This window comes from Affinibrenneria salicis, from assembly GCF_008710095.1.
Window position 1 is genome coordinate 73439 of sequence record NZ_VYKJ01000017.1, and the last position, 15457, is coordinate 88895.

Sequence of the window (15457 nt, forward strand, 5' to 3'; positions counted from 1 at the left end):
ACAAATAGTCAGGAATTTATGAAGAAATGGTCAAGGACGTGAAATGCAGACAAGACGCATACTGATAATAGAAGATGATGCGGATGCGGCCGGTGTACTGGACGCATATCTGACGCGGGAAAATTATGAGGTAACCGTAGTAGGGGACGGTCTGGCCGGACTGGAATATGCACAACGCCAGAAGCCGGATCTGATCCTGCTGGATGTGATGCTGCCGGGGATGAACGGTACGGAGATCCTGGCTGCCGTTCGCCGCAAAAGCGATACGCCGATTATCATGGTGACCGCGATGGGCGATGCGCCGGACAAAATCGGCGCCCTGCGCTACGGCGCGGATGATTATGTGGTTAAACCCTACAACCCGGGGGAAGTGGTGGCGCGAGTGCAGGCCGTGCTGAGACGCAGCCGCATGCAACTGCGCGAAAATGAAGTGTTGCGCTGGGAAAATCTGGAGGTCGATACCGCTTCGCGGACGGCCTGTGTGACGGACGCTGGCGAGACGCCGCTTTATCTTGATTTTACGCCGACGGAGTTTTCCCTGCTGGCCACGGTAATGCGTGCGCCGACCCGGCCTTTTTCCCGCCAGCATCTGCTGGAACACTGTTTGCCGGAAAGCGATGCGCTGGAGCGCGTGGTGGATACGCATATGTACAACCTGCGTAAAAAACTGGAGGCCGTGGGGATCAGCAATGTTTTGCTTAATGTTCGCGGCGTGGGTTACAGGTTCCGGCAGCCATGAACAATGTTGAGCATCATTCCCTCTGGCGCTGGATATGCGTGCGCATCCTGGCGCTGGCGATCGGCTCGGTTATCGTCATCGCATTGTGTATGTGGCTGCGCTTCGCCATTCAGAATATCTGGGTGCTTCATCGCATGCCGGTCGCACTGCGGCAAGAATTTGAGCTGCTGCTTCAGAATCCTGATATTAACCTGGCCCGCTTTCACCAGATCGTCGATAGCTGGTGGGGGGTTCGCTATTCGGATCCTTCGATAACCTCCGCCGACTGGATTTTGGTCGGCGTATTAGTGGTGGTCATGATCCCCTTTATTGTGTTTATGGGGTTAAAAACGGCGCGCCCGCTTTCCGTCCAGTTCAGCCGGCTGGCCGCGGCTTCCGAAGCGGTGACCCGGGGCGAATTCGGCATGCAGGCCGAACTGGTGCAAAAAACGCCGACGGAAATGGCCCGCTTCACCCGGGATTTCAATGCCATGACCCAGCAACTGGCGCGTTATGAACGTGAGCTGCGGGCATCGCATGTGGCGATGGCGCATGAATTGCGTTCGCCGCTGACTGCGGCAATCGGGCGACTGCAGGGAATGCTTGACGGCGTATTCCAGGCCGATCCGCAACAGCTCGGGATGGTGATGAAGCAGCTGCAGCATCTGAATCGTCTCATTGAAGAACTGCACCTGCTGTCGCTGGCCGAGGCGGGCAGGCTGGTGCTGGAGCGTCGTGAGCTGAACCTGACGGAACTGCTGCGGGAACGTGTCGCCTGGCTCAAGCCTCAGACAGAACAAGCCGGCATGTCTATCCGCATTGTGGCAGATGAGTTCTGCATGTATACGGGCGATGCTTTCCGCCTCGGACAGGTTTTTACCGTCCTGATGGAAAACGCGCTGCGCTATGCCGGTGAGGGTAAACAACTGACGATAGCGATACGGCGCGGAGACAACGGTTACGACATCGACTTTCAGGATAACGGCCCCGGCGTGGATGCGGACTTCTTATCCGACATGTTTGAGCGTTTTAGCCGGGCGGACTCTTCACGAGCCCGCCATTCCGGCGGCAGCGGCCTTGGTCTGTCGATCGCGCGCGCTATCTGTATGGCCCATGGCGGAAGCATCAGCGCCAGTTTGCCGGCGGAGAAGGGACTGCTGATTACGCTGCGCCTGCCTAAAGCCAGTCAGTCGGAACGGTAAAATTATCGCTCTTGATTATTTCTTGACGAAACATACAAGGAATCTCGACATTCAGTGCGTTAAATGACGCTATCTTGGTTTAGGAAACGCGTCATGTCAGAAAATTACGCCACTCATGCGCGCCATGCGCTGCATCAGCTTATTGTGCCGATTCGTCATTTTAAGCTGTCGCCTGCTCTGTCTCTGTTGTGCCTCGCGCCGCTGCTGCTTGCCGGCTGTCGCGACGCCGAGCCGCAGCATAATGTACCGCCCCGTCCGGTACGCTATGTCACGGCGCCTCAGCCCTCAGCCGGCATACCTTCGGTCCGCATCGGGGAAATCCGCGCCCATGATGAAATCTCTCTGGGATTCCGGCTTGATGGCCGGATGCTCTCGCGACAGGCTGACGTGGGCCAACGCGTCACCAAAGGGCAGGTGCTGGCCGCGCTGGAGAGCGATACGGGGCGTAATCAGCTTAGCAGCGCGCGGGCTGAACTGGATAGCGCCCGCGCGGCGGAGCGCGTGGCGGCGTTAACCCTCAACCGCATGAAGTCGCTGATGCCATCCGGCGCCATTGCGCGGGTGCAACTGGATACCGCCACCTCGGACTGGCAGTCAGCCGTCTCGCGCCGACAGAGCAGCGAAGCGGCGCTGAAAAATGCGCAGGATAATCTGGCATGGACCCAGCTTACCGCGCCGCAGTCCGGCGTGATCACCCAGGTCAGCGCCTCTGCCGGCCAGGTGGTCAGCGCGGGACAAGCTGTCTTTACTCTCGCCGCCAATAATGGACGCGATGCGGTATTCGATGTCGCCGATCCGCAAGCGCTGGATCGCAACCGGAGCGGGCGCTTTACTATTTCTCTTCTCTCCGAACCCTCTGTGCAGGTCACCGGTCTGCTGCGCGATATCAGTCCGCAGGCCGACGCTCAGACCCGCACCTGGCGGGTGCGCATCGCGCTTGATAACCCGCCGGAGGCGATGGCGCTGGGCGCCAGCGTACAGGGCGAAATGCCGTTATCCGGGCCAGGAATGATCGCCATTCCCGCTTCAGCGCTGACCCAAACCGGCGACAGCGCGGCGGTATTCGTGGTGGACAATAGCCGGCAGCTTCATCTGCGACCCGTGTCGCCCGGGAAGTATACCGCCTCGACGGTGTTCATCAGCCGCGGTGTTCAGCCGGGGGAAAAGGTGGTTACGGCGGGCGTCAGCAAACTGCGGGAAGGTGAAACGGTCACTCTCGGGGAGGAAGCGAAATGAAGGCTGCCGATCTGAAATCGTCATTTAACCTCTCCGCATGGGCGCTGAAGAATCAGCAACTGGTGACTTTTTTTATGCTGCTGATCATGGCCGCGGGCGTTATCAGCTATCAACAGCTGCCGCGCAATGAAGATCCGGCCTTTACGATTAAAACCGCGGTCGTATCTACTCAATGGTCCGGCGCGACCATCGGCGATACCGTTAACCTGGTGACGGACACGCTGGAAAAGAAACTGCAGGAAACGCCTTACCTCGATTACGTTGAAAGTGAAACCCGGGCCGGTCAGTCGATCATCTTTGTCAATCTCAGGGACGATACGCCGCCGGAAAAGGTGCCGGATATCTGGTATCAGGTACGCAAAAAAATGCAGGATATCGCCGCCTCGCTGCCGCAAGGCGTTCAGGGTCCCGCGGTGAATGACGAGTTTGATGATACCTTCGGCACGATTTACGGTTTTACCGCCGAGGGTTTTACGCCGCGCGAGCTGCGCGACCGGGTTGACGATGTCCGGCTTAGTCTGATGATGTTGCCGGATATCGGCAAAATCAGTCTGCTGGGCGAACAGGAAGAACAGCTGGTCATCGCATTTTCTCCCCGCAAACTTGCCGGGATGGGGTTGGATCTGCAACAGGTGACCGATGCGCTTAAGGCGCAGAACGAGGTTGTGCCGGCCGGGACGATGAGAACCGATCGCGAGAATATCGCGTTACGGGTCAGCGGCGCGCTGGGGTCGGCGGACAGTCTGCGCGCCGTTACTCTGCATATCGACGGACACTACATTCCGTTAACCGATATCGCCACCGTCAGTCTTCAGCGCGCGGAGCCGCCGGCGCCGGTGTTCAAGGTTAATGGTCAACCGGCCATCGGGCTGGCCGTTTCAATGGCGCCGACCGGCAATATGCTGCGCTTTGGCGAAGCGATTAACGCGCGGATGGCGGAGATACAGGCACAGTTGCCGCACGGCATCGAGGTGACTAACGTTGCCGATCAGTCCGCCGTTGTGAAACAGGCCGTGAGCGGTTTTGTCCGGGTACTGATCGAAGCGGTGGTGATTGTGCTGGCGGTATCGTTCGTTTCGCTGGGAATGCGGGCCGGGCTGGTGGTGGCGGCCGCGATTCCGTTGGTGCTGGCGATGACCTTCGCCTGCATGATGCTGGCGGGGATCGGTCTGCAGCGTATCTCGCTGGGCGCTTTGATTATCGCGCTCGGGCTGCTGGTGGATGACGCCATGATCACGGTAGAAACCATGGTGGCCCGTCTTGAGGCCGGCGATAATCGCTGGCGCGCAGCGACCTGCGCGTTTGAAACCACGGCCTTTCCGATGCTCACCGGCACGCTGGTCATGATTGCCGGTTTTATTCCGGTTGGTTTTGCCGCTTCCAGCGCCGGCGAGTACTGTTTTTCCCTGTTTGCCGTCGTACTGATAGCCTTGCTCTGCTCATGGGTGGTGGCCATCCTTTTCTCGCCGCTTACCGGGACCTGGCTCTTACCCCACACGCTAAAATCCCACGCCGGTGAAAAGGGGCGTCAGCCGGGGCGGTTGATGCGTTTTTATCGTCGCCTGCTGAATCTGGTGCTTGGCCACCGGCTGGCCACGCTCGGTCTGGCGCTGGCGGTGTTTGCGCTGTCGGTCTTCGGCACCACCTTTATGCAGGGCGAATTTTTCCCGTCCTCCGATCGTCCCGAGCTGCTGGTCAGTCTTTCTCTGCCGGCTAATAGCTCGCAGTCGGAAACCGAACGGCAGACCGACCGGCTTGAAAAAGCGCTGGCGGGCAATGAAAACATCGATCATTACTCGACCTATGTGGGCACCGGCGCAATACGATTCTATCTCCCGATGGATGTGTTGTCGGACAATGAAAATATTGCGCAGTTAGTCGTGGTGGCTAAAAATCTGGCGGCCCGCGATCGGCTAATACAGCAGTTGAACGAGATAATGTCCCGTGAGTTTAGCGATATCACTACGCGGGTGTCGCCGCTGGAATTGGGGCCGCCGGTGGGCTGGCCGGTGAAATATCGCGTCAGCGGCCCGGATTACCAAACGGTGCGCGAGCTTGCCCGAATGCTGGCGGCCGCCATCGGGAAAAACTCTGCGGCGCGTGAAGTGAATTTAACGGCCGGCGAGCCTGAACGGGTCATTACGCTGCGGGTGAATCAGACCGAAGCGCGTGCGGCGGGCGTCTCTTCGACCACGCTGGCGGAAACGCTGAATACCGTCTGGTCCGGCAGCGTAATGACCACCGTTCGCGATCACAACCGGCTGGTTGACGTGGTGCTGCGAGGCAATGATGCCGAGCGGCTGGATACCGGCAGCATTCAGTCTCTGATGCTGACCACGTCCGGCGGGCAAAAAGTGCCGTTAAGTCGCGTGGCCACACCGGTCTGGGATGTGGACGACCCGGTGATTTGGCGGCGTCAGCGGCTGCCTTTTATCACGGTTCAAACGGATCTGGCGCCCGGTATGCGCGCCGAAGCCGTATCGCAGGCTCTGCTGCCCACTGTTAATGCGCTGCGAGCCGATCTACCGCCGGGTTATGGCATTGAGGAAGGCGGCACGGTAGCCGAATCCGACAGAGGCAACAGTTCTGTGTACACCGTATTGCCGGTTACGCTTTTCGCCATGCTTATTCTGCTTATGATCCAGCTGCAGAAGTTTACGCGAATGCTGCTGGCATTGCTGATGGCGCCTTTTGGCCTGCCGGGTATTGTCGCGGCCATGCTGCCGACAGGTACGCCGATGGGCTTTGTCGCATTGCTTGGCATTATCGCGCTGGCCGGGATGATCATCCGTAACGCGGTGATTCTTATTAGCGAAGTGGACAGCAATACGCAGCAGGGACTGGAACGCGAAGAGGCGATCATAAAAGCCTCGCAACACCGCGCCAGACCGATACTGTTGACCGCCTGCGCCGCTATTCTGGGGATGATCCCGATTTCACATCAGGTCTTCTGGGGGCCGATGGCTTACGCTATTATCGGCGGATTAATGGTTGCCACGCTGGTGACGCTGACGGTATTACCGGCATCGCTCAGTCTCGTTATGCAGTTCGAAAAACCGGCGCAGCGCGAGCCGGAAATGGAATAGTCTACTGTGGCGCACCGCTTGTTTCCTCCTGCGGCTGGGGCGCCATAGCTCGCCGGACTGGGCTACCGGAGGCTATGGCGGGCTGTTATACTGGGCTTCTCATGGAGATGTCCTGATTATTACAGCTGGAACAGAGAGTTATCGCTATGTTTAAGGTTAACCGCGCCCCCGTCGTCCGTACCGGCGTCATCATCGTCTGCACGTTATTCGGCCTGTATGCCTACACTTTTGCGATGGCGCGCTGGGGGCACGGTACGCCGCCGGCCGCCGCCGCTGCCGGGCAGCAGGCTGACCAGATTCTGGTTCATAAAGCCGAGCGCAGCCTGTTGCTGATGAAAGACGGGCAAATCCTTGCCCGCTATCCCATCGCGTTGGGCCGGGCGGCGGACCATGGAGCGAAAAGCCGCGACGGAGACAAGAAAACGCCGGAAGGCAACTACACCATCGACTGGCGTAATGATCATTCGCGTTTCAATCTTAGTCTGCATATTTCCTACCCGGATATCCACGATCGGCAGCGCGCAGAGGCCGCCGGTTATAAAACGGGCGGCAATATCATGATCCATGGAATGCCCAACGGCTGGCAGTGGCTGGCGCCGTTATTTCAGAGGCTGGACTGGACCGATGGCTGTATCGCCGTGACAAATGCGGAAATGCGCGATATCTGGTCCAGAGTGCCGGTTGGAACACCCATTCGTATTGAACCATAACCCGGACTGGCGACAAGCAATATTGCACGACGCCGCACTATAGCGTATGCAGGCCGGGATTACCGACGCATCAATGTATAATGGCGGCAGCCAGGCTGCTGCATTGGGGATTCATCGCCAATGCTTTATAACGTCGGGGCGATGGTGGCGCGCCTCGTTGTTTCTACCGTACACATATACCGCTAAATAATACGCGGCGCGGACAAAATGCGATCGTTTTATCCTGCGCCTTTCTTCTTGTCGCCAACTCACAGTACACTGGGCTGGTGGAGGTTTACCGTTTGAGGGAGTAAGCAGCGGAAAGGGGATGCATGAGTTCTCCTTTGATTGCCATGTTTTTGCCAGTGGATTAACTGCCTATGAATTACCTCAAAACGTTAATTATCGGTTTTATCTGTGTACTGCTGCTGTCATTGGGGCAGAGTCTGGCCCGTGCCGCGTGGAACGGCGAGGTATTTACCGGCCAGGGCTGGTGGTCTTCCCGACGCGACTCCGCCGGCATTGCGCCGGATCCGCGCCAGGCGCGCGAGATCGCGATCGTGCAAGTCTATGCCGCACCTACTTATGGCTGGCGCGGTCTGGTGGCGGTTCATCCCTGGATCATCTTCAAGAAGGCTGGCGAAACCCGCTATAGCCGGTACGAGGTCACCCGTTGGGGCAGCGATAACGTCGTTCGTCTTAATCGTGCGCCGGCCGATGCCTTCTGGTTTGGCGCTCGGCCGCGTTTGCTGGCGGATCATCGCGGCGCCAGCGCCGCAGCGATGATTCCGCAGATTGAGGCCGCCATTAATAACTATCCCTGGCCGCAGACCTACCGCGCCTGGCCCGGTCCGAACAGCAACACCTTTATCGCGCATATCGGCAGAGAGGTACCGGCGTTGAAGCTGGATCTGCCGGCCAATGCCATCGGCAAGGATTACCGCCCGCTGCTGCGTCCGGTCGGCTTGCCGCCTTCGGGCAAGGGCGTACAGGTCTCGCTGCTGGGGGTGTTGGGCCTGACCCTCGGCGCGGAAGAGGGGGTTGAGGTCAATATATTAAGCGCCAGTATCGGCGTGGATTTTAACCCGCCGGCGCTGCGCTTGCCTTTTATCGGCCGACTCGGCTACGACAATGTGCGCAAAGATGAAAGCTGATCGCCCGCGACTGAACGCCGTCTGGCGCGGCCTTTATCGTCATCGGGCGCTGTAGCGTAGCCTCACGTCGTGACTTTTCCTGTCCGCACTCTCTGCCTCATAACAACACGCCGGCATTGCTTGTTTTTATGGCGGCAACCCGTAACGGGAACGCCATTTATCTGCGGCTCCAGCGCGGCTTTCGCGGGCGGTAAGGCGTCCGCAAGCAACTCTGTGCGACCTGGCGTAGCCAGACGCAGCGGACGGGTAGCAGGCCGTTCAGCGTAGGCCGTCAGACCGACAGCCTTTATGGGGTTGACCCTGATGTTGACTGAGGCAGCAAGAGAATATACGGGTGTAGCAATAGATAAAAATAGTCGGGTAGATAACGTGGGCTCACCCGGCTTAAAATAAAACGCTTGTTAAGATATTATCTACAAGCTCAAAACCAGATACACCCATCGTTGTATAATTAGGATATTCAGCAACATGAATACGCCTAATTTCCTCTTCACCGTTATAGAGACCACCTGCGTAATTGAATATTCTCAATTGTTTTTTTTCTTCACTTAAATCAGCATGTCCAATAATCTTCCATAGACCATTACTCATTTTTTGATTACCTGTAAATATAACTTTTGTCGTGTTACCGAATTCCTCAACGGACATCGGGTTTAAAATACCATCATTAATAAAATATTCATTATCTTGTATAAATAGTACGCAAAAAGCGATTATCTGCTTAAACTTCCCTTTTGGTGAAAAAATAATCTGGCATATGGCATATTTCCCATTACTCAATAGGATGGAAAAAATATCGCCTCCTTTATATTTCACTCTCATAAACTATTACCCTTCAAAATATAAAATCAATCATTTAATACCTTACCATCTCAATGGGGAAAATCACACTTTATTTATTGAAGCAGAGGACTTGTTTTTTATTTCACTGCTCTGATTTTCACTTGCCCTCCAAATCAGTGAAAAAGAGTAACTATGTTTAATTATATCAATAATATATCCTATTCACGATGCGATAAGAATAAAAAGCATGAAGTGATGGATGTTATTTTATTCACCGTTACTGCTGTGCTCAGTAATGTATCGGGATGGAAAGCCATACAGCAGTTCGGCGAGTGCCAACTCCCGTGGCTAAGACAGCATTCTCCTTTTGTTAACGGCATTCCCGGACGTCATTGTTGCTAAGTCGGACGGCATAGTAAATAAAATAGAATGTTACTCAACACAGGAATACGCCCCGCTCGCAAAACGCTATACTTAATCGCCGCCAGCCATGAACCATAAAGGCCGTTGGTCAGAGGGCCAGGATGCCGATCGTCATCATTGTAGCATGTGGAAGGGTGATTATTGATACTGAGATTAATCTCTGATGTTACACGTAATAAATAGCAGGTAAAATAGCGGAAGGATCTTTTAGATCTTTTTCGGATACTTACTAATGAGTTATTAACTATTTTTCTTTAATTTGATAATGGTTTGGATCTGACCATGATATAAATTTATATTTACCTTTATAAATTCCTTTTTCCTTATAAAAATCCATAACCGCGGATGGATACCAACCGTAACCAAAAGAGAATAACGCATCTGCGTTGACTAACTCTTTAATAAGATATAATTTCTCATTTTCATTTGATACAGTTTTAACCATAAATCCGTCAGAATGTAAAAAGCCAATAAGTTTCATTTTTTTTATTGAATCATCGCCTAATACTCTAAGTTTCAAAGTGTTTCCTGCAATGTCACTCACAATAATAGAGTTTTCTGGCACTATATTCATAATATATTCACCGTTAACATAACAGGAATCGACGTAGACACAGAGTTTATAACCATTTTAGATACTCCATTAGATAGAAGCGGGTTAGCCCCTGGGAAATAATCATTGCCACTTAATGGGCTACGAGGTTGCATATTAGTTATCCCTTCTTATCTTTATAATATTAAATCTATTTTTCAGAGGTCCCGGATTTAACCCCATTGTTCTTGTCAGGCAACAATGTTCAGATCCTTAAGCGAGGTTGTTTCCTTCAAATTGTGTCGGGATTAACCCGCGGTTGACAATATGCCGACGGTGCCGATTATAATCAATTTCAAGCTTCTCCGCCATCTGTCCGGACTGAATTTGAAAGACATAACTCGCAGAAACATATGAACATAACTCATTGATATAAATATAGAATGGGGATTTTTTCCGGTTATAAAATCCGACGCTGGTTTGCAGAAGAGAAACGCTTCTGCTACGGGGTTACAAATTTGTCAGAAGAGGGTTTTCCATAAACATTATCTTATTGATATTATTAATGAAAAATAAAATTTGATGTTTATCCGAGTGAAGGACTCTATAAACCTTACCTTCTTTTAAGCGGCCAAAATAATTTACAGAAGCACAGGGCACTAATCCCTGAGGATCTAAATAGCTTATATGGACACCGACCCAGTGCAAGCACGGGCAGCTCTTTTTCTGACAAAAGTAGTCACACACATATATCCGGCTTCGTGAGTCCTGATGAACATCCGTACTCTCTGGCATCATTATCGCAATGGCCTGCTATGGTCCAGCTATTTGTCAGGTCGGTTCTACCTGTCAGTTTCTAAGCTTGCTAAACTTGATATTAAAGTATTTGATTCAGCTAATGGTGGGTGGGCTGACTTTGTGACGCACGCACGGAAAGGGACTCTATCTCATAGCCATGATGCGGCCAGTGGTCCTATGCTATTAAATTTAAAAGATTTAGACGAAGTCCCTCACCAAGAGCTGGTGGTTCTCAGTTTGCAATTTATAGTGAAAAATCTGCGGCAATGTTTAATAGATTTAAAACAGAGTGTAAATGATATGTTTAAAAACAATCAATTAAAAGATGGGGTTATGACTCAAATGAGTTGTAATGATATTTTTCAATGTAGGCACCTATGACTTTTTCGTGTAGTTCAAATGAACGGGAAAAGCAGGTTGTTTTCCTCGCCAGACGTTTAATGTGAATGCGTAAATTAAGATTATGTCGTTCAATTCGCTGCGTGAATATCTTACCTGTCAGGTGTTTTTCTGATTCGATTTCTCGTGCGTAACTGCCCCAGCTATCCGTGGTGAAAAAACCAATATGCAAAGGCTTCAACAAATCGAGCAGTTTCCGGCACGTCTCATCCGTGCGGGGACCAAATACATGGGCAACAACCTGTTTTCTTTTCGTACTTGCTTGTTACTTGTCGTGGCGCGAGTTTTTTAATGTGCTCATGACGGTGTTCATACTGATTTTCAGCACTCGCCCTGTGTCTCTGATCCCAGAGCCATTCATCGCCATATCGACAATTTTTTCTTTAGTGCCGGGCTTATGCGCGTTATAGCGGTAGTTAATCTGGAAAGTACGGCGACAATGTTGACAGTAATATCGGGGAAATCCTGCCTTTCCCGTACCATGCTTACGGACGGGTTCTGTTTGCTGACAATATCGGCAGGCAACTTCGATAGTGACTGTCATAAAACGTATCCTTAAAAGTGAATACGTTATCAAAATAACGCTTTTAAGTCATTACCCTGATGATTATATTGAATGGGAAGGTAAATATATAAACGATCATGAAATTGAAAAAATCACGTTGATTTTTAATGATTAAATAATAATTAATTAAAGCCGGTTAGAAATAATCGGCTCTGGATTTTTTGCCATTTTATTGGTTTCTATGCCAGCATATGACTCTGTTGAACTCGAATCAGTACCTTACCAAACATCACACTGTTATACAGCGGTTGCCCCGGTCAGGCTACTCTGCTTGAGACATCCCTCCAGCAAGATCACGCTGTTATCTCGTATCGGTAATCCCCCCAAAAAAGCAGAGTATTCATAAGTAGAATTTTCTCGTAATCTAAACGCAGGAGATTCTTATGAAAAAATCACGTTTTACCGACAGCCAGATCATCGCCATCCTCGGGCAGGCTGAAGCAGGAACACCCGTGCCTGAACTGTGCCGGGAGCATGGCATCAGCAGCGCCAGTTTTTACAAGTGGCGGACTAAATGCGGCGGAATGGATGCGTCCCTCATGACCCGTCTGAAAGCGCTGGAAGACGAAAACCGTCGCCTCAAAAAGATGTACGCGGAAGAACGACTTAAGGCTGAAATTATTCAGGAAGCCATGCAAAAAAAGTGGTAAAGCCATCTCAGCGTCGGCAGATGGCAAAAGCAGCCGTGGAAAACAGGCATACGGCGCAGACAAAACCACAGAACAATGGCCAGCGGAAGCCCGTCTGGCCGTGATTATTGAAACCGCCACGCTCAGTGAAGCGGAGCTCGCGCAATATTGCCGTAAAAAAGGCCTCTACCCAGAGCAGATAAGTCAGTGGAAACAAGGCTTTTTGCAGGTGTCTTCACCTGATGATAAGGCCTCCCTGAAGCAGAGTCAGAAACGGATTAAACAACTGGAAAAAGAGCTGACCCGTAAGGAAAAAGCCCTGGCGGAGGCGGCAGCGATACTGGTGCTGCGAAAGCGGTTGCAGGACTATTACGGGGAAACGGACGGGGACGACTGACGCCGGTCCCGGAACGGGCAGCATTAAGTGGTTATGTTCGCGAAGCCATGACGAACGGCGCGCGACTGTCCGTTGCCCTGCGGGAAATCAACCTGAGTGAACGCACCTGGCGGCGATGGCACAAGAGCGCGGAAGACAGGCGTCCGGGGGCAATAAGGCCGGTAGCGGGCAACCGCTTAACGTCAGAGGAAGAGCAGCAGATACTGGCGGTGTGTCATCAGCCGGCATATGCCAGCCTGCCGCCATCGCAAATCGTGCCGCGTCTGGCGGATGAGGGGAGATATCTGGCGAGCGAGTCCTCGTTTTACCGGGTGCTGCGGCGGCATGGCGAAGCACATCGCCGGGGTCGGCAGCGGACGGGAGAGAAAGCCCGACCGGCCACCACCTGGAAAGCGACGGAGCCGAATCAGGTGTGGACCTGGGACATCACGTGGCTCGCCTCAGGGGTGAAAGGGCGCTGGTTTTACCTGTATCTTATTGAAGACCTGTACAGCCGAAAAATCACGGGTTACGAAGTGCATGAAAGTGAAAACGGAGAACAGGCGGCCGCCCTGCTCCAACGCAGCGTGTTGCGGGAGCGGTGTTATCGCCAGCCGTTGGTGCTGCACGCAGATAATGGCGCAGCGATGAAGTCACAGACATTGCAGACAAAGCTTCAGGAACTGGCGATAACCCCGTCTCACAGCCGTCCGCGGGTAAGTAACGATAACGCCTATGTGGAGTCGCTGTTCAGGACGCTGAAATATGTACCGGACTGGCCGTCATCGGGGTTCGTAACGCTGGAAGAAGCGCGGGACTGGGTGGAGAGATTTACCCGGTGGTATAACGGGGAACACCGGCGCAGCGACACCGGGGTGAAGACAGGGAGATCCTGCGGAGGCGCGATGAAGTCTACCGTGTGGCCCGTTCGGTCCATCCGGAACGCTGGTCAGGGAGGACGAGAAACTGGCAGCCGACAGGCGTGGTGACATTGAATCCGGAGCGGGAAAAACAGGTGGCATAAATTAACCGGGGGTGCCAACTATCTTGACACTTACCGCGGTGTTTGTGTGAGGATCTCGGAGGGGTGCCTGACCCTTATTGCCGACTGCAATGAAGTACAGGAGTTGCGGAAGGAACTTTATCAGGTTAAACCGGTGGTTAAGGGGATGAAGGAAGTGCTTGTTTAGTGGGTTGAACAAAAATTAGATAATAAAAGAGCCGGGAAGATTTAATATTCCCGGCTAACAATAACAATTCCTATTTCACAAAATTAACTATTTATTTTTCATAATGATAGTCTTCATATTCCCATGAAAAATAGCGTTGCAATACGAGACAAGATTCGTCCCAATTTTCTCTCGTACATTTTTTGAGAATATTTTCGATTATTTTTCTAAGTAAAAAATAGTCAAAGTGATCAATCACAATAACTCTGTTATCAAAGATTAGGAAATCCTTCGATCGTTTTCTCAAAGCTTCTGGAGTAGCAATTTTCACATAGAAATAATTACTTCCGCTTTCACCGTCGTTCATCCCAATACATAAATCAACAGCTACATATGTATCTTCAAGAGAAGCGGGATCCCACTCACTAAGCGGATCGAACATTGTTGAGGATATATCATATAAAATAAGTTCAGGTTTATTTTTTCTCATGGTCGAAAATTCTCCACGTCTAAATGAACGTTGGCAACAACATCACCATCCCCATTTTTGGTTTCAAAATTCACTTGTTTTCCTGTCTTCGACCACGGACGACCATTAATGCGATCAAATCCTCTCTTATCAGCAGGGAATCTGAATGTTCTCAAACCATCTTCTGACACAAACCCTTTGCCGCTGGACATAACTCTATAATTAGGACCTACAAATGCCTCACCTAATCTGAAAGCGTCATTCTGTGATACAACGCCAGTTATTCCCCGGTTGCCACCTGCGGCAGTCTGATTTCTAATCCTTTTAAGCTTATTCTTAAACTGCTGATTTGTTAACTTACAACTTAGACCAAGAGGATCGATCCAACTCAGCGGATTCGGTGCATATTGATACAGGTTTAACCCGCCATCCAGCCCAATCGGATCCGGCTGGGTAAACCGCCCGCACTGCGGGTCGTAGTACCTGAACAGGTTATAATGCAGGCCGGTTTCCCGGTCAAGGTATTGTCCCTGAAATCGCAGATTTTGCGGGCCGTTCAGCCGGCCGGGGTGGCTTTCATATTCAGTTTCGCCCCAGTCGCTGAAGCGGCCGCGCCACACCGTGTCGCCCTGTTCATCCGTCATCCCGAGCGGCAGGCCGGTCAGGCCGGTGTGGAAGTAATACACCGTGTCGCGGCCGGCGCGGTGGTCGACCCGCGCCAGCGGCTCGTAACTGTCTTCGCTGTAGATATAGCGGATGTTGCTGTCCGGCGTGCGGCTGCTCTGCTCGCCCGCCAGCCGCATTCCGCTCCACAGGAAGGTGATGACCTCCGCATCGGCGCCGGCCTCGCCGTGACGGTGCAGGATTTTGTGCGTGCGCCGGCCCAGCGCGTCGTAGCGGTACTCCGCCCGGCGGTATTCGGGGTGGCCTTCCAGCGTCACGTCGCTGACGCGCTGTTCGTCGTCGTAGCGGAAGTGCTGCACCGTGCCGTCGCGCCCGCAGCGCCGGCTGAGCCGGCCGAAGGCGTCATATGACAGCCGGAGTCCGTTCAGGCGCTGCAGCAGGCCGCACCACACCGTTTCGCCCGGCGAGTCCGTGCGGTTGCCCGCCGCGTCGTGGTAAAAATGCTCCGCCTGACGGCCGGTGATACCCTGCGTCAGACAGCCGTCCGCGTCGTAGCCCCACATGCGCCGCCGGTATTTGTCCGCCGGCGCGGCGTCGCCGTCGGT

13 protein-coding genes and 3 pseudogenes are annotated in these 15457 nt (G+C 52.9%); 11 read left to right on the top strand and 5 right to left on the bottom strand.

Annotation, left to right across the window (positions count from 1 at the left end; translation table 11 throughout):
• Nucleotides 1-43: 43 nt before the first annotated feature.
• The 6 genes from FJU30_RS23715 to FJU30_RS23740 all read left to right on the top strand — a co-directional run bounded on the left by FJU30_RS23715 (nucleotide 44) and on the right by FJU30_RS23740 (nucleotide 8085).
• Nucleotides 44-739 (top strand): response regulator, encoded by a 696-nt coding sequence (locus FJU30_RS23715; RefSeq protein ID WP_150437434.1) that lies wholly within the window; start codon nucleotides 44-46, stop codon nucleotides 737-739.
• The gene (locus FJU30_RS23720; RefSeq protein WP_150437435.1) at nucleotides 736-1920 is read left to right on the top strand and encodes a sensor histidine kinase; all 1185 of its coding nucleotides are present in this window, start codon (nucleotides 736-738) and stop codon (nucleotides 1918-1920) included. Before FJU30_RS23715 ends, FJU30_RS23720 begins: the two co-directional genes overlap by 4 nt.
• A gap of 93 nt (nucleotides 1921-2013) precedes the next feature.
• Nucleotides 2014-3156 (top strand): efflux RND transporter periplasmic adaptor subunit, encoded by a 1143-nt coding sequence (locus FJU30_RS23725; RefSeq protein ID WP_150437436.1) that lies wholly within the window; start codon nucleotides 2014-2016, stop codon nucleotides 3154-3156.
• Nucleotides 3153-6242, top strand: a complete 3090-nt coding sequence (locus FJU30_RS23730) for an efflux RND transporter permease subunit (protein ID WP_150437437.1) — start codon at nucleotides 3153-3155, stop codon at nucleotides 6240-6242. Before FJU30_RS23725 ends, FJU30_RS23730 begins: the two co-directional genes overlap by 4 nt.
• A 146-nt stretch (nucleotides 6243-6388) precedes the next feature.
• Nucleotides 6389-6952: a L,D-transpeptidase family protein gene (locus tag FJU30_RS23735; RefSeq protein WP_150437438.1), complete on the top strand. Its 564-nt coding sequence runs from the start codon at nucleotides 6389-6391 to the stop codon at nucleotides 6950-6952.
• A gap of 359 nt (nucleotides 6953-7311) precedes the next feature.
• On the top strand, nucleotides 7312-8085 hold the full coding sequence (locus FJU30_RS23740; protein WP_150437439.1) for a DUF3750 domain-containing protein: 774 nt from the start codon (nucleotides 7312-7314) through the stop codon (nucleotides 8083-8085).
• 384 nt (nucleotides 8086-8469) lie between these two features.
• Here the strand turns inward: FJU30_RS23740 and FJU30_RS23745 are convergent, their stop codons facing one another.
• Entirely contained in the window at nucleotides 8470-8907 is a 438-nt protein-coding gene (locus tag FJU30_RS23745) for an Imm26 family immunity protein (RefSeq protein WP_150437440.1), read from the bottom strand.
• 153 nt (nucleotides 8908-9060) lie between these two features.
• On the opposite strand from FJU30_RS23745, the gene FJU30_RS27690 reads away from it, so the two are divergent.
• The gene (locus tag FJU30_RS27690) at nucleotides 9061-9270 is read left to right on the top strand and encodes a transposase family protein (protein ID WP_150437441.1); all 210 of its coding nucleotides are present in this window, start codon (nucleotides 9061-9063) and stop codon (nucleotides 9268-9270) included.
• 265 nt (nucleotides 9271-9535) lie between these two features.
• Here FJU30_RS27690 and FJU30_RS23755 read toward each other — a convergent pair whose 3' ends face one another.
• On the bottom strand, nucleotides 9536-9865 hold the full coding sequence (locus FJU30_RS23755) for a hypothetical protein (RefSeq protein ID WP_150437442.1): 330 nt from the start codon (nucleotides 9863-9865) through the stop codon (nucleotides 9536-9538).
• Nucleotides 9866-10594: 729 nt separating this feature from the next.
• Between FJU30_RS23755 and FJU30_RS23760 the strand changes: the two genes are divergently transcribed.
• Entirely contained in the window at nucleotides 10595-11002 is a 408-nt protein-coding gene (locus tag FJU30_RS23760) for a DUF3990 domain-containing protein (protein WP_223881686.1), read from the top strand.
• Here the strand turns inward: FJU30_RS23760 and FJU30_RS23765 are convergent.
• Nucleotides 10953-11564 (bottom strand): annotated as a pseudogene (locus FJU30_RS23765) (IS1 family transposase). The gene FJU30_RS23760 and the pseudogene FJU30_RS23765 overlap by 50 nt on opposite strands.
• 404 nt (nucleotides 11565-11968) lie before the next feature.
• On the opposite strand from FJU30_RS23765, the pseudogene FJU30_RS23770 reads away from it, so the two are divergent.
• The 3 genes and pseudogenes from FJU30_RS23770 to FJU30_RS23780 all read left to right on the top strand — a co-directional run.
• Nucleotides 11969-12276 (top strand): annotated as a pseudogene (locus FJU30_RS23770) (transposase); the annotation flags it as partial.
• Complete coding sequence (locus FJU30_RS23775) at nucleotides 12240-12611, top strand: transposase (protein ID WP_150437443.1); 372 nt, start codon at nucleotides 12240-12242, stop codon at nucleotides 12609-12611. The pseudogene FJU30_RS23770 and the gene FJU30_RS23775, both read left to right, overlap by 37 nt.
• A 47-nt stretch (nucleotides 12612-12658) precedes the next feature.
• Nucleotides 12659-13614, top strand: a pseudogene (locus FJU30_RS23780) (IS3 family transposase).
• 257 nt (nucleotides 13615-13871) lie between these two features.
• Here the strand turns inward: FJU30_RS23780 and FJU30_RS23785 are convergent.
• Both FJU30_RS23785 and FJU30_RS23790 read right to left on the bottom strand, forming a co-directional pair.
• The gene (locus tag FJU30_RS23785) at nucleotides 13872-14249 is read right to left on the bottom strand and encodes an Imm8 family immunity protein (protein ID WP_150437445.1); all 378 of its coding nucleotides are present in this window, start codon (nucleotides 14247-14249) and stop codon (nucleotides 13872-13874) included.
• Nucleotides 14246-15457: RHS repeat-associated core domain-containing protein (locus tag FJU30_RS23790; protein ID WP_191091676.1), on the bottom strand; the 1212-nt coding region annotated here is incomplete at its 5' end. The genes FJU30_RS23785 and FJU30_RS23790, both read right to left, overlap by 4 nt.

Coding starts and splice junctions, on each gene's coding strand:
- FJU30_RS23715 (WP_150437434.1), top strand. CDS start 44: ATGCAGACAAGACGCATACTGATAATAGAAGATGATGCGGATGCGGCC.
- FJU30_RS23720 (WP_150437435.1), top strand. CDS start 736: ATGAACAATGTTGAGCATCATTCCCTCTGGCGCTGGATATGCGTGCGC.
- FJU30_RS23725 (WP_150437436.1), top strand. CDS start 2,014: ATGTCAGAAAATTACGCCACTCATGCGCGCCATGCGCTGCATCAGCTT.
- FJU30_RS23730 (WP_150437437.1), top strand. CDS start 3,153: ATGAAGGCTGCCGATCTGAAATCGTCATTTAACCTCTCCGCATGGGCG.
- FJU30_RS23735 (WP_150437438.1), top strand. CDS start 6,389: ATGTTTAAGGTTAACCGCGCCCCCGTCGTCCGTACCGGCGTCATCATC.
- FJU30_RS23740 (WP_150437439.1), top strand. CDS start 7,312: ATGAATTACCTCAAAACGTTAATTATCGGTTTTATCTGTGTACTGCTG.
- FJU30_RS23745 (WP_150437440.1), bottom strand. CDS start 8,907: ATGAGAGTGAAATATAAAGGAGGCGATATTTTTTCCATCCTATTGAGT.
- FJU30_RS27690 (WP_150437441.1), top strand. CDS start 9,061: ATGTTTAATTATATCAATAATATATCCTATTCACGATGCGATAAGAAT.
- FJU30_RS23755 (WP_150437442.1), bottom strand. CDS start 9,865: ATGAATATAGTGCCAGAAAACTCTATTATTGTGAGTGACATTGCAGGA.
- FJU30_RS23760 (WP_223881686.1), top strand. CDS start 10,595: ATGAACATCCGTACTCTCTGGCATCATTATCGCAATGGCCTGCTATGG.
- FJU30_RS23785 (WP_150437445.1), bottom strand. CDS start 14,249: ATGAGAAAAAATAAACCTGAACTTATTTTATATGATATATCCTCAACA.